Origin of the sequence: Streptomyces sp. ISL-96, from assembly GCF_018614035.1 — a bacterium.
Lineage (GTDB): Bacteria > Actinomycetota > Actinomycetes > Streptomycetales > Streptomycetaceae > Streptomyces.
The window spans coordinates 47,892-68,455 of the sequence record NZ_JAGGPA010000001.1; the positions used below are offsets into that span (position 1 = coordinate 47,892).

A 20,564-nucleotide genomic window follows, 5' to 3' on the forward strand; every position below is an offset into this window, starting at 1 on the left:
AAACATGACGAATGATCCGGCAGCGGACTCGCAGGCCCTGTTCGAAGCGTTGTACGACGAGGGGGACGACGCCGTCGTACGGCTGCTGCGTTCCGGTGTTCCGGCGGAGGCCACCGACGACGGCGAGACCGCGCTCTACAGGGCGTCCGTGCAGGACCACCCCGGCATGGTGCGGCTGCTGCTCGCAGCGGGCGCCGACCCCGACCGCGCGAGCGGCCCCCAGGCGGGCGACCTGCCGCTGTGCGGCGCGGCGGTCGGCGGCCACACGGAGGTGGTGGAGGCCCTGCTGTCGGCGGGCGCGACGCCCGACCTGCGTGAGGAATTCGGGTTCACCGCGATGGCCTGGGCGGTCAGGCAGGGCCACGCGGACGTCGTGGAGGCGCTTTTGGAGTACGGCGCCGATCCCGACCTCCCCGCTCCCGGTACGGAACCGCCGCTGGTGCTCGCCGCGCGGCGCGGGTCCACGGAGACCGTACGGACGCTTCTGCGGCACGGCGCTTCCGCGCGGCGGGAGGCGCTGGAGGAGGCGCGGCGGTGGCTCGAAGCCGATGTGGAGGAGGAGCTGCGGGCGGGGCTTCTGGAGACCTTCGGCGACGCAGCTGCCGGTGCCGCCGGTGCTGCCGCGGAGACGGAGCCCGAGACCGTCACCAGTCGCTTCGTGGAGGACGGCGGGGAGACCGTTGTCGTCGAGCTGCTGCGGGACGGCAGGCCGTCGGCCGGCAACGAGCAGCAGACCGGCCACGCCGCGATCGCCACCCTTCTGGAGGAGCGGCTGGGCATCCGTACGCCCTTCGAGGAGCTCGCAGAGCGGGCCCTGAGCAGTGGTGACCCCGGCCGGGACGAGTGGATGGAGTCCGTGGCCGCGCTGTGGCGGCGGGGCGACGAGGAGACGTTCCAGGCGGCGGCCGCGTGGTGTGCGAGCGGTGATCCGCTGCGGCAGGCGTTCGCCGCCGACGTTCTGGCGCAGCTCGGCTTCGAGCAGGGCGGCAAGCCGTTCGCCGCGCGCGCCCTGCCGTTGCTGCGGGAGCTGGTGCGGACGGCGGGGGACGGCGATTCGGAGCTGGCCCAGGCCGCTGTGCTGGCGCTCGGCCACCATGGTGACCCTTCGGCCCTGCCAGAGATCCTGCGCCATGTCGGCCACCCTGACGCCGAGGTGCGTCACCGGGTGGCCCTCTCCCTCATCGGCCTTGTCCCCGCCGGTCACCGGGAGGGCGCGACGGCGCTGATCACGCTGAGCCGCGACCCGGACGACGAGGTGCGGGACTGGGCGACGCTGGCGCTCGCCGGTCTCGACGCGGACACCCCTGAGATCCGGGAAGCGCTGGCGGACCGCCTGGAGGACCACGATCCCGACACGGCGGCGGAGGCGGCACGCGGTCTGGCGGCGCGCGGCGACGACCGGGCGGTCGAGGCGCTGGCCCGTCTGCTGCGGGAGGAGGATCCGCAGGGGTACGCGTACGCGACGGCGGTCGAGGCGCTGGAGTACGTGGAGGACGCGGCGGTGCGGCGCCGGCTGGAACGGACACCGCCGCGCTATCGGTGAGGGCTCTTGTGTCCGTTGACGCGGGCGCCCGCGGCGGTCCCGCGCCGGATGTTGATCAGCTGGAATAAGCCGCCCCCCCGGCTGCCCGGGAGCCCCAAGTCAGGTGCCGTGGGCCTCATTGCCTACGGCGCTCTGCCGCCGGGGCGCGGACAGGCCCGCCCCGTGCCGCATCTCACGGTGACAGGGGACGTGTCGGGGCGCTCCCCGCAGGGTGTCGAACGCAACCACCGCGAAAGAACGCGAAGTACCGGAAAGGTTCGGCACCCGAGGAGACGCCCCGGCGCGGCCCCGACCCCGAAGCCCCCGCTCGCTCACGGACCGTAGGCTTCGTCAGTGCGCAAGCGGCGCCCGGCGAGCGCGCGCGCCGGAGCGCGGGGCTGCGGCTGCGGGGCGGGGGCCGAAGCACGCGGCCGCTAGCGCGCCCCGTACACCCGGCCCGGTGTCGCGGACTCCGCCAGTAGCTTGGACGCCGTTTCGCCCGCCTCCGCCGGGGTCCAGCGCGCGCCCTTGTCCGCCGTCGGGCCCGCGCGCCAGCCCTCCATGACCGTGATGCGGCCCCCCTCCGCTTCGAAGACCCGGCCCGTCACGCCGGCCGACGCCGCCGAGCCCAGCCACACCACCAGAGGCGACACGTTCTCCGGCGCCATCGCGTCGAACTCGCCGGGCGCGCCCGGCGCCGCCATCGTCTCGGCGAACGTCCGCTCCGTCATACGCGTACGCGCCGCCGGTGCGATCGCGTTGACCTGGACGCCGTACCGCCCCATCTCCTCCGCCGCGACCAGCGTCAGGCCTACGATCCCCGCCTTCGCCGCCGAGTAGTTGCCCTGGCCCACACTCCCCAGCAGGCCCGCCCCAGAGCTGGTGTTGACGACGCGAGCGGCGACCTCCCGGCCCGCCTTCGCCTCCGTCCGCCAGTACTGCGCGGCGTACTTGAGCGGCAGGAAGTGGCCCTTCAGGTGTACGCGCATGACCGCGTCCCAGTCGTCCTCCTCCAGATTCACCAGCATCCGGTCCCGCAGGAACCCGGCGTTGTTCACGAGGGTGTCGAGCCGCCCGAACGTCTCGACCGCCGTGGCGACCAGCGACGCCGCGCCCCCGGCCGTCGCGATGTCCCCGCCGTGGGCCACCGCCGCTCCGCCCGCCGCCGCGATTTCCCCGACCACGCGCTGCGCCGGGCTCGCCGACGCCCCCGCGCCGTCCGGTCCGACTCCCAGGTCGTTGACGACCACTTTCGCGCCCTCCGCCGCGAAGGCCAGGGCGTGGGCGCGCCCCAGCCCCCGCCCCGCGCCCGTCACGACGACGACTCGTCCTTCGCAGATCCCCACTCCGGTACCTGCCATTTCACTTCTCCTTGTTGGCTGTCGCCGCGTCGAGAAAGGCGGGGCGTTCGCCGCCGCCGTGGACGAGGAGGGACGCACCGGTTACGTACGAGGCCCGCGCCGAGGCGAGGAAAACGGCCGCGTCGCCGATCTCGCCGGGCTCCGCGAGCCGCCCCGCCGGGACCGTCCGGCCGACTGCCGCGATGCCGGCCTCGTCGCCGTAGTGCAGGTGCGAGAGCTCGGTGCGGACCATGCCGAGGACTAGCGTGTTCACCCGTACGTCGGGCGCCCACTCCACCGCCATCGACCGGGCCAGGTTCTCCAGCCCCGCCTTGGCCGCTCCGTACGCCGCAGTCCCCGGCGAAGGCCTCGTCCCGCTGACGCTGCCGATCATCACGACCGATCCCCCGGTCGCCCGAAGGTGCTCGTACGCCGCCAGGGAGGCTGTCATCGGTGCCGTCAGGTTCAGTTCCACGACACGCGCGTGGCGGGCCGCCTCACCTTCGCCCAGCAGCCGGTACGGCGTCCCGCCCGCGTTGTTGACCAGCACGTCGAGCCGTCCGTATGTCGCCACGACGCCCGTGAAGAAGTCCTTGACGGCCGCCTGGTCCCGCAGGTCCAGCGGCCGGAACTCAGCCTCGCGGCCCTCCGCTTCCACCACCTCGTCCGGGGGCCGGCGCGCGCAGACCACCACTCGCGCCCCCGCCACCAGGAACGCCCGCGCGATGCCCGCACCGACGCCGCGCGTGCCGCCGGTAACGACTGCGACCCTCCCGTCCAGTTCCATTCGCTGCTACCTTCCCCACCTAACAAATGTTTGGTGGAAAGGTAGCTGATCCACTCATGGGTGTCTCCACCTCAAGCCCGGACAAGGGCGTCTCCGTCGTCACGGTCGACTTCCCGCCCGTCAACGCACTCCCCGTGCAGGGCTGGTACGACCTCGCCGACGCCGTCCGCTCCGCCGGCCGCGACCCCGATGTCCGCTGCGTCGTCCTCGCCGCCGAGGGCCGCGGCTTCAACGCCGGCGTCGACATCAAGGAGTTGCAGCGCGACGCGGGCCACGCCTCACTCATCGGTGCCAACCGCGGCTGCGCCGAGGCGTTCGCCGCCGTGTACGAGTGCGAGGTCCCGGTCGTCGCGGCCGTGGGTGGCCACTGCCTCGGCGGCGGCATCGGCCTCGTCGGCAACGCCGACGTGATCGTCGCGTCCGACGACGCCACCTTCGGCCTGCCCGAGCTCGACCGGGGCGCCCTCGGCGCCGCAACCCACCTCGCCCGCCTCGTCCCGCAGCACCTGATGCGCGCGCTGTACTACACCTCGCGCACCGCCACCGCCGCCGAGCTGCACGCCCACGGCTCGGTCTGGAAGGTCGTCCCACGCGACCGGCTCCTCCCCGAAGCCCTCAGCCTGGCGCGCGAGATCGCACAGAAGGACGGCGGCCTCATCCGGCTGGCCAAGGCCGCCATCAACGGCATCGACCCTGTGGACGTACGCCGCAGCTACCGCTTCGAGCAGGGCTTCACCTTCGAGGCCGGCCTCACCGACATCGCCGACCGCGTCCGCGGCACCTTCGGCAACACGTCACCCCAGGAGGGCGAGAAGCCGTGACGTACAGGACCGACAAGCTACTGACGCCCGAAGAGGCCGTCGGCCGGCTCCACAGCGGCATGACTGTCGGCATCGGCGGCTGGGGCTCGCGCCGTAAACCGATGGCCCTCGTGAGAGCACTGCTCCGATCCGAGATCACTGATCTCAGCATCGTCTCGTACGGCGGCCCCGACGTCGGCCTCCTCGCCGCCGCAGGCAAGATCCGCAGGCTCGTCACCGCCTTCGTCACCCTCGACTCGATCCCCCTGGAGCCGCATTTCCGTACGGCCCGCCAGAGCGGCGCCATCGAACTCACCGAGATCGACGAGGCGATGTTCATGTGGGGGCTGCAAGCGGCCGCCAACCGGCTCCCCTTCATGCCCGTCCGGGCCGGCCTCGGCTCCGACGTCATGCGCGTCAATCCATCCCTCCGTACGGTCACTTCGCCGTACGACGACGGGGAGGAGTTCGTCGCCGTACCCGCCCTGCGCCTGGACGCCGCGCTGGTCCACATGAACCGCGCCGACCGGCTCGGCAACGGCCAGTACCTCGGCCCCGACCCGTACTTCGACGACCTCTTCTGCGAGGCCGCCGACGCGGCGTACGTCTCCTGCGAGCAGGTGGTCGAGACGGCGGAGCTGACGAAGTCGGCGCCGCCGCAGAGCCTGCTCGTCAAGCGCCACTACGTCACCGGCGTCATCGAGACCCCGAACGGCGCACACTTCACCTCGTGCGCCCCCGACTACGACCGCGACGAGGCCTTCCAGCGGGTGTACGCGGCCACGCCCTGGCCCGAGTTCGCCGAGCGCTTCCTGTCCGGCGACGAGAAGGCCTACCAGTGCGCCGTACAGGCCTGGCACGAGGAGCAGCAGTGACCAGCAGTGCCACCACAACCACCCGTGCCGAGTACTGCGTCATCGCCTGCGCCGAGGCCTGGCGCGACAACGGCGAAGTCCTCGCCAGCCCCATGGGCACCATCCCCGCCATCGGCGCCCGCCTCGCCAAGCGCACCTTCTCCCCCGGCCTCCTCCTCACCGACGGCGAGGCCACGCTCGTCGGCCTCGACGGCACGCCGGAGGGCTGGCTCCCGTACCGCCAGCACCTCGCCATGGTCACCGGTGGCAGGCGCCACGTCATGATGGGCGCGAGCCAGATCGACCGCTTCGGCAACCAGAACATCTCCTGCATCGGCGACTGGCAGCAGCCCTCCCGCCAGCTCCTCGGCGTACGCGGCGCACCCGTCAACACGCTCAACAACCCGACGAGTTACTGGGTGCCGAAGCATTCCACCCGTGTCTTCGTCGACAAGGTCGACATGGTGTCCGGCGTCGGCTACGACAGCGCGGCCGCCGCCGGCCCGAGCGCCACCCGCTACCACCGCATCCCCCGCGTCGTCACCAACCTCGGCATCCTCGACTTCGACACGCCCGACCACTCCATGCGCCTGGCCGCCCTCCACCCCGGCGTCTCGGCCGCCGAGGTCCAGGAGGCGACGGGCTTCGCCCTCACCGTCCCCGCTGACGGGCCGTACACCCGCGAGCCGACGCCCGAGGAACTGCGCCTGATCCGCGAGGTCATCGACCCCGAGGGCCTGCGCGAGCACGAGGTCAGGCCCTCATGAAGACGGCGCTCACCGAACTCACCGGGGTCGAACACCCCATCGTCCAGACCGGCATGGGCTGGGTCGCGGGCCCCCGCCTCGTCTCGGCCTCCGCCAACGCCGGCGCGCTCGGCATCCTCGCCTCCGCGACGATGACCACCGAGCAGCTCCGCCGCGCCGTACGCGAGGTCAAGTCCCGTACGGACGCGCCCTTCGGCGTCAACCTGCGCGCCGACGCGGGCGATGCGCGGACGCGCGTACGGATCGTCATCGACGAGGGCGTGAAGGTCGCCTCCTTCGCGCTAGCCCCCTCCAAAGACATCATCGCGGAACTGAAGGACGCGGGTGTCGTCGTCATCCCGTCCGTCGGCGCACGCCGCCACGCCGAGAAGGTCGCGGCCTGGGGCGCGGACGCCGTCATGGTGCAGGGCGGCGAGGGCGGCGGCCACACGGGGGACGTGGCAACCACGGTCCTCCTCCCCCAGGTCGTCGACGCCGTCGACATCCCCGTGATCGCTGCGGGCGGCTTCTACGACGGCCGCGGCCTGGTCGCCGCGCTGGCGTACGGCGCCGCCGGCATCGGGATGGGCACGCGCTTCCTGCTCACCTCCGACTCGACCGTCCCCGACGCCGTCAAGGCGAGGTACCTGGCGGCGAGCGTCAAGGACGTCACGGTCACCAGCGCCGTCGACGGCCTGCCGCACCGCATGCTGCGTACGACCCTCGTCGACTCCCTGGAGAGCGCGGGCCGTACGAAGGCCCTGGTGGCGGCTGTGCGCCGCGCAGCCGGATTCAGGAAGATCTCCGGCCTGAGCTGGACCGCGATGGTCCGCGACGGCCTGGCCATGAAGCACGGCAAGGACCTGAGCTGGAGTCAGGTCCTGCTGGCCGCCAACACCCCGATGCTGCTCAAGGCCTCCATGGTCGAGGGCCGCACCGATCTGGGTGTGATGGCGTCCGGGCAGGTGGCGGGGCTGATCGACGATCTGCCGTCCTGCGCGGAACTGGTGGCACGTGTCATGGCCGAAGCGAACGAAACGCTCGAACGATTCCAGGCACCGATGACCTCGCTCCGCGCCCTGCCGACACCAGGGTGATTCCTTCTCCTCACAGGAGTTGTCAGATGAGCCGTGCCGCCAGAACCCGCATTCGCCTGGCTACCGGAGCGGTCGTCTCCGCTCTCGCCATCGGGTGTCTGCCCGCCGCCACCTCGGCCTTCGCCGCGCCCCCGACCGTCGCCGCCCACCGCGAAACCATCCGCCAGATCCCCCTCCAGGGGGCGACCAACGTCCGTGACCTGGGCGGCTATCGCACGTACGACGGGGACGAGGTGCGGTACGGACAGGTCTACCGCGCCGACGCGCTCGGCAAGCTCACCGACGCCGATGTCACCGCCCTCGGCCGCCTCGGCCTGACGAAGGTCGTCGACTTCCGGGTCCCCGTCGAGGTCCAGTACGACGGCGCCGACCGGCTGCCGCCCGGCCTCACCGCGACGCCCCGGCCGGTCACCGACAACGGTCTGTACGCGCGGCTGCTGACCGCCATCGGGTCCAGGGACCCGGTGAAGCAGGAGGAGATGCTGGGGGACGGAAGGGCCGCGGCATTCATGCGGGACGTCTACCGTACGTTCGTCACCAGCCCGGAGAACCGGGCGCGGTTCGCCGAGACGCTGCGCGACATCGCGAACACCAACCGCAGCTCACCGCTGCTGTACCACTGCACTTCGGGCAAGGACCGTACGGGCTGGACGAGTTACGTACTGCTGCGGGCCCTCGGCGTACCGTCGCGCACGGCCGAGCGCGACTATCTCGCGTCGAACACGTATCGCGCGGCGCACGACGCCAAGGTCCGTGACGGGCTGAAGCAGTCCGGGATGATGCAGAACCCGGATCTGCTGATCCCGCTCCAGGAGGTACGGATGGACTATCTGGACGCGGCGCTGGAGCGGGTGGAGGCGGATTACGGCAGCCTCGACCGTTACCTCACGGAGGGCCTGGCCCTGGACCGCTGGACGCTGATGAAGCTCCGGGCGGGCTTGCTGCGCCACTAGAGGTGTGCCCTGCGGGGAGGGGAAAGCCCCGCAGGGCACGCTGCTTCAGGCGTCCTACGCGGCCGCGCTCCGGCTGCCGCCCTGCGCACGGCCACCACGCCCGCGCCCACGACCGCCACCGGCAGCGGCACCGGCACCGGCCTGCGCACGGCCGCCGCCGCCGCCCTGCGCGCGCTCGCCCTGCGTACGGCCGCCACCCTGCGTACGGGTTCCACCCGCACCAGCGCCACCACCGCCGCCACCGCGACCGGCGCCACCAGCACGGCCACCGCCACCGCTCTGCTGCGGACGCCGCTTCGGCTTCGCGGAAGCCTGCTGCTGCTGCGGAACCTCGATCACGATGGCGACGCCCGAAGGCTCGCGCGCACCCGTGATCCGGGTCAGCTCGTCGTCGCTGGACTTGACCCGCGCGGTCTGCGGAACGATGCCGGCAGCCGACATCAGCTGCGTCATCTCGCGCTTTTCGTCGGGCAGCACCAGCGTGACGACGCTGCCGGACTCGCCCGCCCGCGCCGTACGCCCGCCACGGTGCAAGTAGTCCTTGTGATCAGTCGGCGGATCCACGTTGACGACCAGATCCAAGTCGTCGACGTGAATACCACGGGCCGCCACATTGGTCGCGACCAGCGCCGTGACCTGCCCGGCCTTGAACTGGTCGAGCGTGCGGTTGCGCTGCGGCTGCGAACGGCCGCCGTGCAGCGCCGCCGCGTACACGCCGCTCGCCAGCAGCCGCTTCGCGAAGCGGTCCGCGGCGCGCTTGGTGTCCACGAAGAGGATCACCCGCCCCTCGCGGGCGGCGATGCGCGTGGCGACGGCCTTCTTGTCGGTCTCGTCGGCGACGTACAGCACGTGGTGCTCCATCGTCGTCACCGCGCCCGCCGACGGGTCGACGGAGTGGACCACCGGATCGGACAGGAACATCCGTACGAGCCGGTCGACGTTGCGGTCGAGCGTCGCGGAGAACAGCATCCGCTGCCCGTCCGGCTCGACCTGCTTCAGCAGCGCTGTGACCTGGGGAAGGAAGCCCATGTCGGCCATCTGGTCGGCCTCGTCGAGGACGGTGATCGACACCTGGCCGAGCTCAGCGTCGCCGCGCTCGATGAGGTCCTTGAGCCTGCCGGGGGTGGCCACGAGCACCTCGGCGCCACGCCGCAGCGTGTTCGCCTGCTTGGTGATCGACATGCCGCCGACGACCGTGGCCATCCGCAGGTTCACGGCCGTGGCGTACGGCGTGAGGGCGTCGGTGACCTGCTGCGCGAGCTCGCGCGTGGGCACCAGGACCATCGCGAGCGGCGCACGCGGCTCGGAGCGCCGGCCGGCGGTGCGGGCCAGCAGCGCGAGGCCGAAGGCGAGGGTCTTCCCGGATCCGGTGCGTCCGCGGCCGAGGATGTCGCGGCCCGCGAGCGAGTTCGGCAGGGTCGCGCCCTGAATGGGGAAGGGCTCGGTCACACCCTGGGCCGCCAGGGTCTTGAGCAGGGCTGCGGGCATGTCGAGATCGGCGAAGTTCTCGACGGCCGGCAGCGCCGGGGTAAGGGACTCCGGCATCGCGAATTCACCCTGTACAGGCGTGGCCCTGCGGGCAGGGCCCTTTGCGGGCGCCTTGCCGCGAGCGGCCTGCGAGGAGCGATTGCGGACGGGACGGGCGGAGCGCGAGGTACTGGCGGCGGCGGGGCGTTCGGAGCGGGTCATTCAGGTTTTGCCTTCCTGGGAACAAGCACAAGCCGGGGCCCGCACCTTCACGGTGCGGGCCCCGGCTAGCGAGGTATCGCGTCGGCGAATTAGGCCGGGACGATGTTCTCCGCCTGCGGGCCCTTCTGGCCCTGCGTGACGTCGAAGGAGACCTTCTGGCCCTCCTGAAGCTCACGGAAGCCCTGGGTGGCAATGTTCGAGTAGTGGGCGAAGACGTCAGCGCCGCCACCGTCCTGCTCGATGAAGCCGAAGCCCTTTTCCGAGTTGAACCACTTCACGGTTCCAGTAGCCATGTCATTCTCCTAAAAAACTGGGGCAGATCCGGAAATCCGCACTGTACGGATTCCACGTCGCCGCAATGAGCCCCATCCGGAGAACCGGAAAACAAAATGCGCCTGAGGAAGCATTCCCGTCAGGCGCACATAATGTTTATGGGTACCAAAACTGCAACTCGTCCACTCTAACACGATGGCGCCGGAGCACCACCCCTTGGCCCGAAGAAGATCGTCGTACGGGACAAACCCGCGATGCGCGACGAGGCCAGGCGCAACTGCCGCCACTCCCCTCAGACGCGTTCGATGATCGTGACGTTCGCCTGGCCGCCGCCCTCGCACATCGTCTGGAGGCCGAACCGGCCACCCGTACGCTCCAGTTCGTGCAGCAGCGTCGTCATCAGCCTGACGCCGGTCGCCCCCAAAGGGTGACCCAGCGCGATCGCGCCGCCGTTGACGTTCACCCGGGCGGGATCCGCGCCCGTCTCCTTCAGCCAGGACAGCACAACCGGCGCGAAGGCCTCGTTGATCTCGACCAGGTCGATGTCGTCGATCGTCATGCCGGCCTTCTTCAGCGCGTACGCCGTCGCCGGGATCGGCGCGGACAGCATGCGGATCGGGTCCTCCCCGCGCACGGACAGGTGGTGGATACGGGCGCGCGGCGTCAACCCGTGCTCCGCGACGGCCCGTTCGGAGGCGATCAGCATCGCCGCCGCTCCGTCCGAGACCTGCGACGAGCACGCCGCCGTAATCGTGCCGCCCTCCAGAACCGGCTTCAGCCCCGCCATCTTCTCCAGCGTCGTGTCACGGCGCGGCCCCTCGTCGACGGTCACCTCCCCGTACGCCACGGTCTCGCGGTCGAAGCGGCCCTCGTCGATCGCTCGGATCGCCCGCTGATGCGACCGAAGGGCGAACTCCTCCATGTCGAGCCGCGAGATGCCCCACTTCTCGGCGATCAGCTCCGCCCCGTGGAACTGGTTCACCGGCTGCGAGCCGTACCGCGCGCGCCAGCCTTCCGAGCCCGCGAACGGGCCCTCCGTGAGGCCCAGCGGCTCCGCCGCCTGCCGGGAGGCGAAGGCGATCGGGATCTGCGTCATGTTCTGGACACCCCCGGCGACGACCAGGTCCTGCGTCCCCGACATCACGCCCTGCGCCGCGAAGTGCACCGCCTGCTGGGAGGACCCGCACTGCCGGTCGATCGTGACCCCGGGCACTTCCTCCGGGAGCCCGGCCGCCAGCCACGCCGTACGGGCGATGTCGCCCGCCTGCGGTCCCACCGTGTCCAGGCAGCCGAAGACGACGTCCTCGACCGCCGACGGGTCGATGCCGGAGCGCGAGACGAGGGCCTTCAGGACGTGCGCCCCGAGGTCGGCGGAGTGGACGGCCGCGAGGCCTCCCTTGCGCCGGCCGACAGGGGTGCGTACCGCTTCGACTATGTAGGCCTCGGCCATGACTGCTGCTCCTTCGCGGGTGGCGAACGTATGACGGGCGGTTTCACGTACGCACAGCGATGCCGTCCAGGACCATCGACAGGTACTGGCGGGCGATCTCGTCGGGGCTGTGCAGGCCGCCCGGCCGGTACCAGGACGCGGCGACCCAGACGGTGTCGCGGACGAATCGATAGGTGAGCCGGATGTCGAGGTCGGCGCGGAAGGCCTGCGCCGCGACGCCGCGTTCCAGCGTCCCCAGCCACGCCTTCTCGAACTTCTGCTGCGAGTCGGCGAGGTAGTGGAAGCGGGGCTGTGCGGACAGGTGCCTGGACTCCTTCTGGTAGATCGCGACGGCGGCGCGGTGCCGGTCGATCTCCCGGAAGGACTCAGTGACCAGCGCCTCGATGGTCTCCCTGGGCCCGAGCCCGGCGGCGAGCACGGCGTCGTACCCCTCCCACAGCTCGTGCAGGAAGGTCGAGAGGATCTCGTCGAGCATCGACTCCTTGGAATCGAAGTGGTAGTAGAGGCTGCCCGCGAGCATCCCCGCCGCGTCCGCGATCTTGCGGACGGTGGTGGCGTTGTAGCCCTGTGCGGCGAACACCTCGGCCGCCGTATCGAGGAGTTCACGGCGGCGCTCGGGCGACGCGGTCACCTGGTTCTTCTTCTTGCTGGGCACGTTGTTAGGCACGCTGCCATTGTCCGTCCAGGCACGCCTAGGCACGCTGACTGCTGATGGAGACCGTCTCGCCGGTCATGTACGAGGAGTAGCCACTGGCCAGGAAGACGATGACGTTCGCGATCTCCCAGGGCTCGGCGTACCGGCCGAACGCCTCGCGCTCGGTGAGTTCGGCGAGCAGGTCGGCGGAGGTCACCTTCACCAGGTGCGGATGCATGGCGAGGCTGGGGGCGACGGCATTGACGCGTACGCCGTACGCCGCCGCCTCGACGGCCGCGCACCGGGTGAGCGCCATGACGCCGGCCTTGGCGGCGGCGTAGTGGGCCTGGCCCGCCTGGGCTCGCCAGCCGACGACGGAGGCGTTGTTGACGACGACGCCGCCCCGGCCGGCCGCCTTCAGGGCGCGGAGCGCCGCCCGGGTGCAGCGGAAGGTGCCGTTCAGTGTCACGTCGAGGACTTTGGCCCACTGCTCGTCGGTCATGTCGACGAGCTCCGCCGTGCCGCCGAGGCCGGCGTTGTTGACGACGACGTCCAGGCCGCCGTGTTCGCGTACGGCGAGGTCGAAGAGCGCCTGTACCTCGCCCTCCTCGGTGACGTCGCACGGCAGGGAGGCGACGTTCTCGGCGCCGAACTCCTCGGCGAGCGCCCGCTCGGTCTCCTTGAGGCGACGCGCGTGGGCGTCACCGATGAGAATGCGCGCGCCCTCCTCCAGGAACTTGCGCGCTGTGGCACCGCCGATACCGGCGCCGGCCGCGGCGGTGATGACGGCGGTACGCCCCTTGAGCAGACCGTGCCCCGGAACGTACTCGGGTACGCCGCCCGAAGCGTTCCGGGGAACGTCCTTCGGCCCGTTCTCGGGTGCCCTCATGCCAGGGACCTCCTCGACGCTGCTCATGACCGTACGTTAACCTACCAAACACTTGTTAGGGAAGGATGAGCCGATGCCCACTCCCATGCCCGCCCCCGCCGACCACCAAGAGCCTGTGCTGTACGAGCGACGCGGCCCGGTCGCGTACGTCACCCTCAACCGCCCGCGCTACCGCAACGCCCAGAACTCCGCGATGACCTACGCCCTGGACGCCGCCTTCTACCGGGCGGCGGAGGACTCCGAGGTCAGGGTCGTCGTGCTGGCCGGAGCCGGCGAGCACTTCTCGGCCGGCCACGACATCGGCACCCCGGAGCGCGACGCTCACCTCCCGTTCGAGCGCAAGGCGGGCCTGTGGTGGGACCACTCCGACAAGCAGGGCGCCGAGTCGCGCTTCGCGCGGGAGTCGGAGGTCTATCTGGGGATGTGCCGACGCTGGCGTGAACTGCCGAAGCCGGTCGTCGCGTCCGTCCAGGGAGCGTGCGTCGCGGGCGGGCTGATGCTCGCCTGGATCTGCGACCTGATCGTCGCTTCCGAGGACGCGTTCTTCGCTGATCCGGTGGTGCGGATGGGCATACCCGGGGTCGAGTATTTCGCGCACCCGTGGGTGATGCCACCGCGGATCGCCAAGGAGTTCCTCTACACGGGCGACCGGATGCCCGCGCGCAGGGCGTACGAGGTCGGCATGGTCAACCGCGTCGTGGAACGGTCCGAACTGGCGGAACGTACCGAGGAACTGGCCCTTCGGATCGCCGAAATGCCCCGCCTGGGACTGGCCCTCACCAAGCGGGCCGTCAACCAGGCGGAGGACCTTCAGGGCCTGCACACCGGCATGGATTCGGTCTTCGGACTGCACCACCTCGCCCACGCCCACAACGCTGAGACCGCCGCCGATTCGCTCGGCGGGATGGACATCTCCGCGATGAAGAGGGCGAGCGGCTGATGGACTTGGAGCACACCCCCGAGGAGGCGTCCTTCCGCGCCGAGGCGCGGGCGTGGCTGGCGGCGCATGTCCCCGCCGAGCCGCTCCCTTCCCTGGAGACGGAGGAGGGCTTCGGGGCTCATCGCGCGTGGGAGGCGCGGTTGTACGCGGACCGCTGGTCGGTGGTGTCGTGGCCGCAGGAGTACGGCGGCCGGGGCGTCGACATCTTCACGTGGCTCCTCTTCGAGGAGGAGTACTTCGCGGCGGGCGCGCCGGGGCGGGTCTCACAGAACGGCATCAACCTCCTCGCGCCGACGCTCTTCGACCATGGCGCCGCCGAGCAGCGTGCCCGGGTTCTGCCGTCCATGGCGAGCGGTGAGGTGATCTGGGCGCAGGCCTGGTCCGAGCCGGAGTCGGGATCGGATCTCGCCTCCCTGAAGTCCCGGGCCGTACGGACCGACGGCGGGTGGCTGCTGTCGGGTCAGAAGACCTGGTCGTCACGGGCCGCCTTCGCGGACCGGGCCTTCGGGATCTTCCGTACGGACACGGAGGCGGCGAAGCCCCACCACGGCCTGACCTACCTGATGTTCGACCTGAAGGCCGACGGGGTCACCGTCCGCCGCATCGGCCGGCTCGACGGCAAGCCCGCCTTCGCGGAGCTCTTCCTGGACGACGTGTTCGTACCGGACGAGGACGTCATCGGGGAGCCGGGGCAGGGCTGGCGGATCGCCATGTCGACGACCGGGAACGAACGCGGGCTGACCCTGCGCTCCCCCGGCCGTTTCGTCGCCGTCGCCGACCGGCTCGTACAGCAGTGGCGTACGTCGGCCGATCCTTCGGACACGGCGCTGCGTGACCGGGTGGCGGACGCGGTCGTCGGGGCGCGCGCCTATCAGCTGTTCACGTACGCCAACGCTTCGCGCTTCGCGGCGGGCGCGGTCATCGGAGCGGAGTCCAGCCTCAACAAGGTCTTCTGGTCCGACTACGACATCGCTCTGCACGAGACGGCGCTCGATCTGCTGGGCGCGGACGGGGAGCTGGCGCGGGGCGAGTGGGCGGAGGGCTATGTGTTCTCGCTCGCCGGACCGATCTACGCGGGCACCAACGAAATCCAGCGCGACATCATCGCCGAGCGCCTGCTCGGTCTCCCGAAGGGCCGCCGCTGATGAGGTTCCTGTTGACCGACGAGCAGGCCGCTTTCGGGCGTTCCCTGGAAGCGATGCTGACGGCCGCGGACACGCCGTCGGTCGTACGTTCCTGGGCAGCCGGAAACGCCGTTCCCGGGAACGCGCTGTGGGCGCGTATGGGTGAGGCGGGCGTGTTCTCGCTGGCCGTTCCCGAGGCGTACGAGGGTGTGGGGCCGCTGCCGGTCGAACTCGCGGTGGCTTTCGTGGAGCTGGGGCGGCACGCGGTGCCCGGTCCGGTGGTGGAGACGGTCGCGACCGCCGCCCTGCTGGCCCACCTGGCCGGGTACGGCGAGGAGGGCCCCGCGAAGCGGCTGCTGCCGGCGTTGGCCACGGGCGGGGCGAGCGCGACACTCACGCTTCCGGGTGGCGGCCCGTACGCGCTGGACGCGGACTCGGCGACGTACCTCCTCACCGTGCACGGCGACGAGCTGCGACTCGCTCCCGGGTACGGCGCGCTCCACGCGTCCGCGGATCCGGCGCGCCGGTTGTACCGGACGGAGCCGGGCGGCGAACTGCTCGCCTCGGGGCCCGCCGTGACGGCAGCCGCCGAGTACGCCGCCGGCCGGGCGTCATTCGCCACCGCCGCACAGGCGCTGGGCACCGGGATCGCGCTGCTGGACCGGACGGTGGCGTACGTCAAGCAACGCACGCAGTTCGGGACTGCCATCGGCGGCTTCCAGGCGGTCAAGCACCGGCTGGCCGACACCCTGATCGGTCTGGAGTTCGCCCGGCCACTGCTCTTCGGCGCCGCCCTGTCCATGACCTCGGCCGATATCGCCGCCGCGAAGGTCACAGCGGGCGAGGCGGCCTACGCCGCCGCCCGGACAGCGCTCCAGCTGCACGGGGCGGTCGGCTACACGGACGAACTGGACCTCTCCCTATGGCTCCGCAAGGCCCGCCCACTGCGAGACGCGTGGGGCACCCCGTCCGAATGCCGGTCAAAGGTACTGGCGGCACCTACCCCATGACGCTCGGTCAGCACGCCGCCGCCCACCTTCAAGGAGAGGCCGACGAAGACGCTCACCGATCTCGTCGGCTCCAACGGGCGGGCGAGGGGGGCGGCATAGGTGACGCCACAGGAGCAATCGTGTCGGCTTCAACGGGCGGGCAGGGCGGGAGAGGTGGCCGCCGCAGGCGGCGCAACTAACGGGCCGCAACCGCCGACGGCGGCGGCGAGCCCCCCGACGGAGACGGCAACCAATCGTGCCGGCTTCAACGGGGCGGGCGGACGGAGCCGACCGCCAAACCATGCCCGCCCACCCAAGGGGCCTCAGTCCTCCCGAGCCCCTTCGTCGCCGTTGCCCCGGCGAATCGTGCGTACTGGCTGACCCGGCCGCCACGCTCGCACCACGAGCGCGTCGCCCTCAATGGAGGTCCGGACCACCTCCGTCGGCTCAACGCGGAAAAGATGGAACGGCTCCGGCGGCTTGATCTCCCCGACGAACCGGGCGATGACATCCGGATCGGTGACCTCCACCGCCCGGCCGCTGATCCGCGCGTCCCCGTCCCGCATCTGCTCATCCGCGCCCGGGTTCGCCTGGATGGCGAAGCGCGGATCGCGCTGAAGGTCCTGCGCCTTGCGTGAGTACGGCATCATGCCGAGCCACAACTCTCCGTGGAGAAACGTCACTTCGAGCCCGGTCACACGCGGCGACCCGTCCTTTCGGACCGTCGCGAGAACATGGTGCTTGTACTGCTGGAATCGTTGCTGCACGGCCTCCGCGAACTGCGGTTCCGCCACCTGGAAGTCTTCCCAACCGTTCACCATGACGTCATCGAACCCTGGATACCCGACATCTTCTGTCGGGTATCGGCTTTCCTTCGGCGATAGGGTCCCGCACGTGATCGCCGAACTGCAGTGCGTGGTGCTCGACTGCGCCGACCCCCTCACCCTCGCCCACTTCTACGCTTCGCTGGCCGGCGGCGAAGTGAATCGGCCGGACCGCCGATGGGGCGTCGACGACGACTGGGCCACGCTGCACACCCCCAACGGCCTCGTCCTCGCCTTCCAGCGCGTACCCGACCACCGCCCGCCGCGGTGGCCCGACCCGGCCCACCCACAGCAGTTCCATATGGACTTCAGCGTTCCGGATCTCCTCCACGCCCATGCCCAGATGTTGGAGCTGGGCGCCTCCCTGCTGCTCGACGACGGGGCGGGCGCCCGCAGTTGGCGGATCTACGCGGATCCCGCCGGTCACCCCTTCTGCCTCGTACGTCACTGACAACACACGTAGGCCAACAACCGTTGACATCAACTCGCTCCGTGCCCTACATTGGCCAACAAGCGTTGACCAACAAGCGTTGGCATCAGGAGGTCGCCATGCACGGCACGACCGGTACCACTTCTCAGCGCAGCAACGTCATCGTCGTCGGCGCGGGCCCCACCGGGCTGCTGCTCGCGGGCGATCTGGCCGCCGAAGGTGTCCCCGTCACGGTGGTGGAGCGGCGCCCCCGGGGCATCAGCAACCTGACCCGGGCCTTCGGTGTGCACGCCCGCACCCTGGAGCAGCTCGACGCCCGCGGCCTCGCCGACGAGCTCGTCACCACGGGTCAGATCGTCACCCGCCTGGAGCTCTTCGGCTCGCTCGCCCTCGACATCTCCGATCTCCCCTCGCGTTTCCCGTACTTGCTGGTGACTCCGCAGTTCGAAGTGGAGAAGCTGCTGCTGCGCCGGGCCGAGGAGAACGGCGCGACGTTCGTGTACGGAGCGGAGGTCACCGGGCTCGCACAGGACGACGCGGGCGTGACGCTCGACGTGCGACGCGAGGACGGTACGGCCGAGACACTGCGAGCGGCCTACGCGGTGGGCGCCGACGGGGTGCGCAGTGCCGTGCGCAAAGCGCTGGACCTGCCCTTCCCCGGCCACTCGGTCATCAAGTCGATCGTCCTGGCCGACGTGCTGCTCGCCCAGGAACCCGACCGTACGGCCGCGGTGAACGGCATGGGCACGGCCTTCGGGTTCCTCATCCCCTTCGGGGACGGGTACTGGCGCGTGGGCGGCTGGGACCGTACGCGCGGCGAGATCCCCGACACCGCGCCCGTTGAGCTCGATGAGCTGCGCGAGATCGCCCGCCGCGCTTTCGGCAGCGACTTCGGTATGCACGACGCCCGCTGGATGTCCCGCTTCCACAGCGACGAACGCCAGGTCCCGCAGTACCGGGTGGGCAGGGTCCTCCTCGCGGGCGACGCGGCGCACACGCACTCCCCGGCCGGCGGCCAGGGCATGAACACCGGCCTCCAGGACGCGGCCAACCTCGGCTGGAAGCTGGCTTCCGTGGTGAACGGCCAGGCGCCGGACGGCCTGTTGAACTCGTATCACGACGAACGGCACCCGGTCGGCAGGGCCGTGCTGCGCAGCAGTGGCGCACTCATCCGCCTCGCCATGGCCCACAATCCACTGCAGCGCGGACTCCGCTCCCTACTGACCCTGATCGCCGGCAACGTACGCCCGGTCGCCCGCACGGCGATTGGGCAGATCACCGGCATCGGTTACTCATACGGCGCTCCGCGCGGCGCCCACCCGCTCACGGGCAGGCGCGTGCCGGACGTCGAGCTCCAGGAGGGACGGCTGTACGAGGCGCTTCGCGCGGGGCAGTTCGTACTGATCACGCCACGGGGCACGGAGGTCGACCACGACGATCGGCTCACGGTGACGCACTGGGCGAGTGACCGCCGTACGACTCTGCTCGTCCGCCCCGACGGCTACGCGGCCTGGGCCTCGGAGACCGCCGCCCCCGAGTCCGTCGCCGCGAGGATCGCCACCAGCGAGATGCGGGTCTCCTGGAGGTCCGCGATGCGTGCGTCGATACCGCGCAACTGACCGCGCAGATGGCCGCTCACGCACGACGCGAACCCCAGGGGTGGTGTCATGGAGATCGGGCTCAGCCGACCGTGAGGGTGACGACCGCCGTGTGCCCTCCGGCCAACAGGGCGCCCGGCGATGCGGTCACCACGGCGTCGTACCGGCCAAGGGTGACGCCCTCGAACGACGCGGTCCCGTCCAGCGCGACGATCACCACCGTCCCTCCCGGCGGGACTGCGACGTTGAGGTTCCCGCGCAGCACCGCGACCCGCGCGGCCGTCCGGCCCCTGCGGTACATGACGTTGAAGTTCACGACCCGGCGGTCGAGCAGTCGGCAGTCGGTGGCGATGTCCCCGGGAAAGTCGTACGGGACGTAACGCTGGTCGACGAGCCGCCGCTCACCGCCCACCGTGAGCTCCATCCCCGCACCCTCAGCCATCGTGAGGATCCGGTCCACCCCGGGGAATGCCGAGAACGGGCCGTCCCTTTCGACCTCCGCGAGGCTGATCCGCCAGTCGAAGTCGGCCATCCCGGCGTTCGGCGGGTATGCCGCGATCTCGCGGGTGACCCCGCCGCCGTTCTTCCACGCCACAGCCTCACGGTCGGCCGACCTCAGCACCTGGACGGTCATCGCACGATGCCCTGCGCCCGCGCCGCGGCCAGCCAGGCCGGGAACTCGCGCACCAACTGGTCGTACAGCTCGCTGTCGGAGACCTGGCGCGGATCCAGCCCGGCGTGGAAGTAGCCCGCGTTGTCGACCGTTCGCCTCGCCGGGACGGCCAGCTCGTCGAGCTTGCGCAGGAAATCGAACTGCGTGCTTCGCGTATTGCCGAAGCCAACGAACTGCCAGAACAGCGGCAGCTCCGCGGCCTTGCAGACGTACCGCTCCGCCGCCAGCTTGTTGATCGGACCTCCGTCGGTCTGGAAAACGACCAGTGCGGGCGCCGTCGATCCGCTGTCGAGGTAGTGGTCGATCACCGCGTCCATGGCCAGGTGGTAGCTGGTCTTGCCCATGTGCCCCAGGCCCGCGACGATCTTGTCGATACGGCCCTGGTGGTTGTCGAGGGCGATGTCCGTGATCGCGTCGACGTCCGTCGAGAAGAAAACGATCGGCACGCTGCCGTCGTCGTCGAGATTGGCGGACAGCCCGAGCACGCGGTCGGCGAGCGCCTGCACGCTACCGTCCTTGTAATACGGCTTCATCGAACCCGAGTAGTCAAGAACCAGATACACGGCCGCGCGCTGCCCGCTCAGCCCATGCTTCTGCAGCGAGACGCCGGCGCTCTTGTAGAAGCTGACGAGCGCGGGCGCGGTCTCCTCGACCTTGTGGAGGCTTATCGCCACGTCGGGTCTCCGTTTCGTACGCGGTGCGGTTACGGGCTGGTGGGGCTGGGGGCCCGGCGGGACTGTCGAGGTTACATCTCGCCCGCGACGGCCGAACTGGACGCCGTCCTCCGCGTATTGGACGGTGATCTCCAGCGCCCGCCCAGCCGCGCCGCGAACTCCAGGTGCTGGGCTTCACGCATCTGCTCGGATTCCAGGAGATGCCCGAGCCACAGCCGCAGCATCGGCCCGTGCTTCAGCACCGGCGGGTCGACGGAGGCCGGCCTGGTCGGCATCCC

22 protein-coding genes are annotated in these 20,564 nt (G+C 70.8%); 11 read left to right on the top strand and 11 right to left on the bottom strand.

Features of this window, described 5'->3' with window-relative positions:
- Positions 1-4: 4 nt before the first annotated feature.
- Positions 5-1,543 carry an ankyrin repeat domain-containing protein gene (locus J7E96_RS00185; RefSeq protein WP_215126128.1) on the top strand — a complete coding sequence of 513 codons (1,539 nt, stop codon included), beginning with the start codon at positions 5-7 and terminating at the stop codon, positions 1,541-1,543.
- A 413-nt stretch (positions 1,544-1,956) separates the two neighbouring features.
- On the opposite strand, the gene J7E96_RS00190 is transcribed toward J7E96_RS00185, so the two are convergent.
- Both J7E96_RS00190 and J7E96_RS00195 read right to left on the bottom strand, forming a co-directional pair.
- Complete coding sequence (locus J7E96_RS00190; protein WP_215126130.1) at positions 1,957-2,883, bottom strand: SDR family oxidoreductase; 927 nt, start codon at positions 2,881-2,883, stop codon at positions 1,957-1,959.
- 1 nt (position 2,884) lies between these two features.
- Entirely contained in the window at positions 2,885-3,649 is a 765-nt protein-coding gene (locus J7E96_RS00195) for an SDR family oxidoreductase (protein ID WP_215126132.1), read from the bottom strand.
- A 56-nt stretch (positions 3,650-3,705) separates the two neighbouring features.
- Between J7E96_RS00195 and J7E96_RS00200 the strand changes: the two genes are divergently transcribed.
- The 5 genes from J7E96_RS00200 to J7E96_RS00220 are packed head-to-tail and all read left to right on the top strand — an operon-like array spanning position 3,706 to position 8,099.
- On the top strand, positions 3,706-4,470 hold the full coding sequence (locus J7E96_RS00200) for an enoyl-CoA hydratase family protein (RefSeq protein ID WP_215126133.1): 765 nt from the start codon (positions 3,706-3,708) through the stop codon (positions 4,468-4,470).
- The gene (locus tag J7E96_RS00205; protein ID WP_308295786.1) at positions 4,467-5,324 is read left to right on the top strand and encodes a CoA-transferase; all 858 of its coding nucleotides are present in this window, start codon (positions 4,467-4,469) and stop codon (positions 5,322-5,324) included. The genes J7E96_RS00200 and J7E96_RS00205 overlap by 4 nt, the downstream gene beginning before the upstream one ends.
- Positions 5,321-6,070 (top strand): CoA-transferase subunit beta, encoded by a 750-nt coding sequence (locus J7E96_RS00210; RefSeq protein WP_215126135.1) that lies wholly within the window; start codon positions 5,321-5,323, stop codon positions 6,068-6,070. The genes J7E96_RS00205 and J7E96_RS00210 overlap by 4 nt, the downstream gene beginning before the upstream one ends.
- Positions 6,067-7,146 carry a nitronate monooxygenase family protein gene (locus tag J7E96_RS00215; RefSeq protein WP_215126137.1) on the top strand — a complete coding sequence of 360 codons (1,080 nt, stop codon included), beginning with the start codon at positions 6,067-6,069 and terminating at the stop codon, positions 7,144-7,146. The genes J7E96_RS00210 and J7E96_RS00215 overlap by 4 nt, the downstream gene beginning before the upstream one ends.
- A gap of 26 nt (positions 7,147-7,172) precedes the next feature.
- Entirely contained in the window at positions 7,173-8,099 is a 927-nt protein-coding gene (locus J7E96_RS00220) for a tyrosine-protein phosphatase (RefSeq protein ID WP_215126139.1), read from the top strand.
- Between the two features lie 54 nt (positions 8,100-8,153).
- Here the strand turns inward: J7E96_RS00220 and J7E96_RS00225 are convergent, their stop codons facing one another.
- From J7E96_RS00225 to J7E96_RS00245, 5 genes are all read right to left on the bottom strand, one after another.
- Positions 8,154-9,788 (bottom strand): DEAD/DEAH box helicase, encoded by a 1,635-nt coding sequence (locus tag J7E96_RS00225; RefSeq protein WP_215126141.1) that lies wholly within the window; start codon positions 9,786-9,788, stop codon positions 8,154-8,156.
- Positions 9,789-9,877: 89 nt separating this feature from the next.
- A complete protein-coding gene (locus J7E96_RS00230; RefSeq protein WP_015607926.1) occupies positions 9,878-10,081 on the bottom strand; it encodes a cold-shock protein in 204 nt (67 codons plus the stop codon).
- 272 nt (positions 10,082-10,353) lie between these two features.
- Positions 10,354-11,511, bottom strand: a complete 1,158-nt coding sequence (locus J7E96_RS00235; RefSeq protein WP_215126143.1) for an acetyl-CoA C-acetyltransferase — start codon at positions 11,509-11,511, stop codon at positions 10,354-10,356.
- A 43-nt stretch (positions 11,512-11,554) separates the two neighbouring features.
- Entirely contained in the window at positions 11,555-12,166 is a 612-nt protein-coding gene (locus J7E96_RS00240) for a TetR/AcrR family transcriptional regulator (protein WP_215126471.1), read from the bottom strand.
- A 37-nt stretch (positions 12,167-12,203) separates the two neighbouring features.
- Positions 12,204-13,034, bottom strand: a complete 831-nt coding sequence (locus J7E96_RS00245) for an SDR family oxidoreductase (protein ID WP_215126473.1) — start codon at positions 13,032-13,034, stop codon at positions 12,204-12,206.
- A 73-nt stretch (positions 13,035-13,107) separates the two neighbouring features.
- Here J7E96_RS00245 and J7E96_RS00250 point away from each other — a divergent pair, with 73 nt between their 5' ends.
- The 3 genes from J7E96_RS00250 to J7E96_RS00260 are packed head-to-tail and all read left to right on the top strand — an operon-like array spanning position 13,108 to position 16,108.
- Positions 13,108-13,974, top strand: a complete 867-nt coding sequence (locus J7E96_RS00250; RefSeq protein ID WP_251069201.1) for an enoyl-CoA hydratase — start codon at positions 13,108-13,110, stop codon at positions 13,972-13,974.
- Complete coding sequence (locus J7E96_RS00255; protein ID WP_215126145.1) at positions 13,974-15,119, top strand: acyl-CoA dehydrogenase family protein; 1,146 nt, start codon at positions 13,974-13,976, stop codon at positions 15,117-15,119. The genes J7E96_RS00250 and J7E96_RS00255 overlap by 1 nt, the downstream gene beginning before the upstream one ends.
- Complete coding sequence (locus J7E96_RS00260; protein ID WP_215126147.1) at positions 15,119-16,108, top strand: acyl-CoA dehydrogenase family protein; 990 nt, start codon at positions 15,119-15,121, stop codon at positions 16,106-16,108. Before J7E96_RS00255 ends, J7E96_RS00260 begins: the two co-directional genes overlap by 1 nt.
- Positions 16,109-16,410: 302 nt before the next feature.
- On the opposite strand, the gene J7E96_RS00265 is transcribed toward J7E96_RS00260, so the two are convergent.
- Positions 16,411-16,908, bottom strand: coding sequence for a pyridoxamine 5'-phosphate oxidase family protein (locus J7E96_RS00265; protein ID WP_214981030.1), 498 nt, complete (start codon positions 16,906-16,908; stop codon positions 16,411-16,413).
- A gap of 73 nt (positions 16,909-16,981) precedes the next feature.
- Between J7E96_RS00265 and J7E96_RS00270 the strand changes: the two genes are divergently transcribed.
- On the top strand, positions 16,982-17,362 hold the full coding sequence (locus J7E96_RS00270; RefSeq protein ID WP_214981031.1) for a VOC family protein: 381 nt from the start codon (positions 16,982-16,984) through the stop codon (positions 17,360-17,362).
- A 98-nt stretch (positions 17,363-17,460) separates the two neighbouring features.
- Entirely contained in the window at positions 17,461-18,960 is a 1,500-nt protein-coding gene (locus J7E96_RS00275; RefSeq protein WP_215126149.1) for an FAD-dependent oxidoreductase, read from the top strand.
- Positions 18,961-19,021: 61 nt separating this feature from the next.
- Here J7E96_RS00275 and J7E96_RS00280 read toward each other — a convergent pair whose 3' ends face one another.
- The 3 genes from J7E96_RS00280 to J7E96_RS38365 all read right to left on the bottom strand — a co-directional run bounded on the left by J7E96_RS00280 (position 19,022) and on the right by J7E96_RS38365 (position 20,561).
- Positions 19,022-19,573: a HutD family protein gene (locus J7E96_RS00280; RefSeq protein WP_215126151.1), complete on the bottom strand. Its 552-nt coding sequence runs from the start codon at positions 19,571-19,573 to the stop codon at positions 19,022-19,024.
- On the bottom strand, positions 19,570-20,286 hold the full coding sequence (locus tag J7E96_RS00285) for a VWA domain-containing protein (protein WP_215126153.1): 717 nt from the start codon (positions 20,284-20,286) through the stop codon (positions 19,570-19,572). Before J7E96_RS00285 ends, J7E96_RS00280 begins: the two co-directional genes overlap by 4 nt.
- A gap of 71 nt (positions 20,287-20,357) precedes the next feature.
- Positions 20,358-20,561 (bottom strand): hypothetical protein, encoded by a 204-nt coding sequence (locus J7E96_RS38365; protein WP_308295787.1) that lies wholly within the window; start codon positions 20,559-20,561, stop codon positions 20,358-20,360.
- Between the last annotated feature and the right edge of the window lie 3 nt (positions 20,562-20,564).

Coding starts and splice junctions, on each gene's coding strand:
- J7E96_RS00185 (WP_215126128.1), top strand. CDS start 5: ATGACGAATGATCCGGCAGCGGACTCGCAGGCCCTGTTCGAAGCGTTG.
- J7E96_RS00190 (WP_215126130.1), bottom strand. CDS start 2,883: ATGGCAGGTACCGGAGTGGGGATCTGCGAAGGACGAGTCGTCGTCGTG.
- J7E96_RS00195 (WP_215126132.1), bottom strand. CDS start 3,649: ATGGAACTGGACGGGAGGGTCGCAGTCGTTACCGGCGGCACGCGCGGC.
- J7E96_RS00200 (WP_215126133.1), top strand. CDS start 3,706: ATGGGTGTCTCCACCTCAAGCCCGGACAAGGGCGTCTCCGTCGTCACG.
- J7E96_RS00215 (WP_215126137.1), top strand. CDS start 6,067: ATGAAGACGGCGCTCACCGAACTCACCGGGGTCGAACACCCCATCGTC.
- J7E96_RS00220 (WP_215126139.1), top strand. CDS start 7,173: ATGAGCCGTGCCGCCAGAACCCGCATTCGCCTGGCTACCGGAGCGGTC.
- J7E96_RS00225 (WP_215126141.1), bottom strand. CDS start 9,788: ATGACCCGCTCCGAACGCCCCGCCGCCGCCAGTACCTCGCGCTCCGCC.
- J7E96_RS00230 (WP_015607926.1), bottom strand. CDS start 10,081: ATGGCTACTGGAACCGTGAAGTGGTTCAACTCGGAAAAGGGCTTCGGC.
- J7E96_RS00235 (WP_215126143.1), bottom strand. CDS start 11,511: ATGGCCGAGGCCTACATAGTCGAAGCGGTACGCACCCCTGTCGGCCGG.
- J7E96_RS00245 (WP_215126473.1), bottom strand. CDS start 13,034: ATGAGGGCACCCGAGAACGGGCCGAAGGACGTTCCCCGGAACGCTTCG.
- J7E96_RS00250 (WP_251069201.1), top strand. CDS start 13,108: ATGCCCACTCCCATGCCCGCCCCCGCCGACCACCAAGAGCCTGTGCTG.
- J7E96_RS00255 (WP_215126145.1), top strand. CDS start 13,974: ATGGACTTGGAGCACACCCCCGAGGAGGCGTCCTTCCGCGCCGAGGCG.
- J7E96_RS00260 (WP_215126147.1), top strand. CDS start 15,119: ATGAGGTTCCTGTTGACCGACGAGCAGGCCGCTTTCGGGCGTTCCCTG.
- J7E96_RS00265 (WP_214981030.1), bottom strand. CDS start 16,908: ATGGTGAACGGTTGGGAAGACTTCCAGGTGGCGGAACCGCAGTTCGCG.
- J7E96_RS00275 (WP_215126149.1), top strand. CDS start 17,461: ATGCACGGCACGACCGGTACCACTTCTCAGCGCAGCAACGTCATCGTC.
- J7E96_RS00280 (WP_215126151.1), bottom strand. CDS start 19,573: ATGACCGTCCAGGTGCTGAGGTCGGCCGACCGTGAGGCTGTGGCGTGG.
- J7E96_RS38365 (WP_308295787.1), bottom strand. CDS start 20,561: ATGCCGACCAGGCCGGCCTCCGTCGACCCGCCGGTGCTGAAGCACGGG.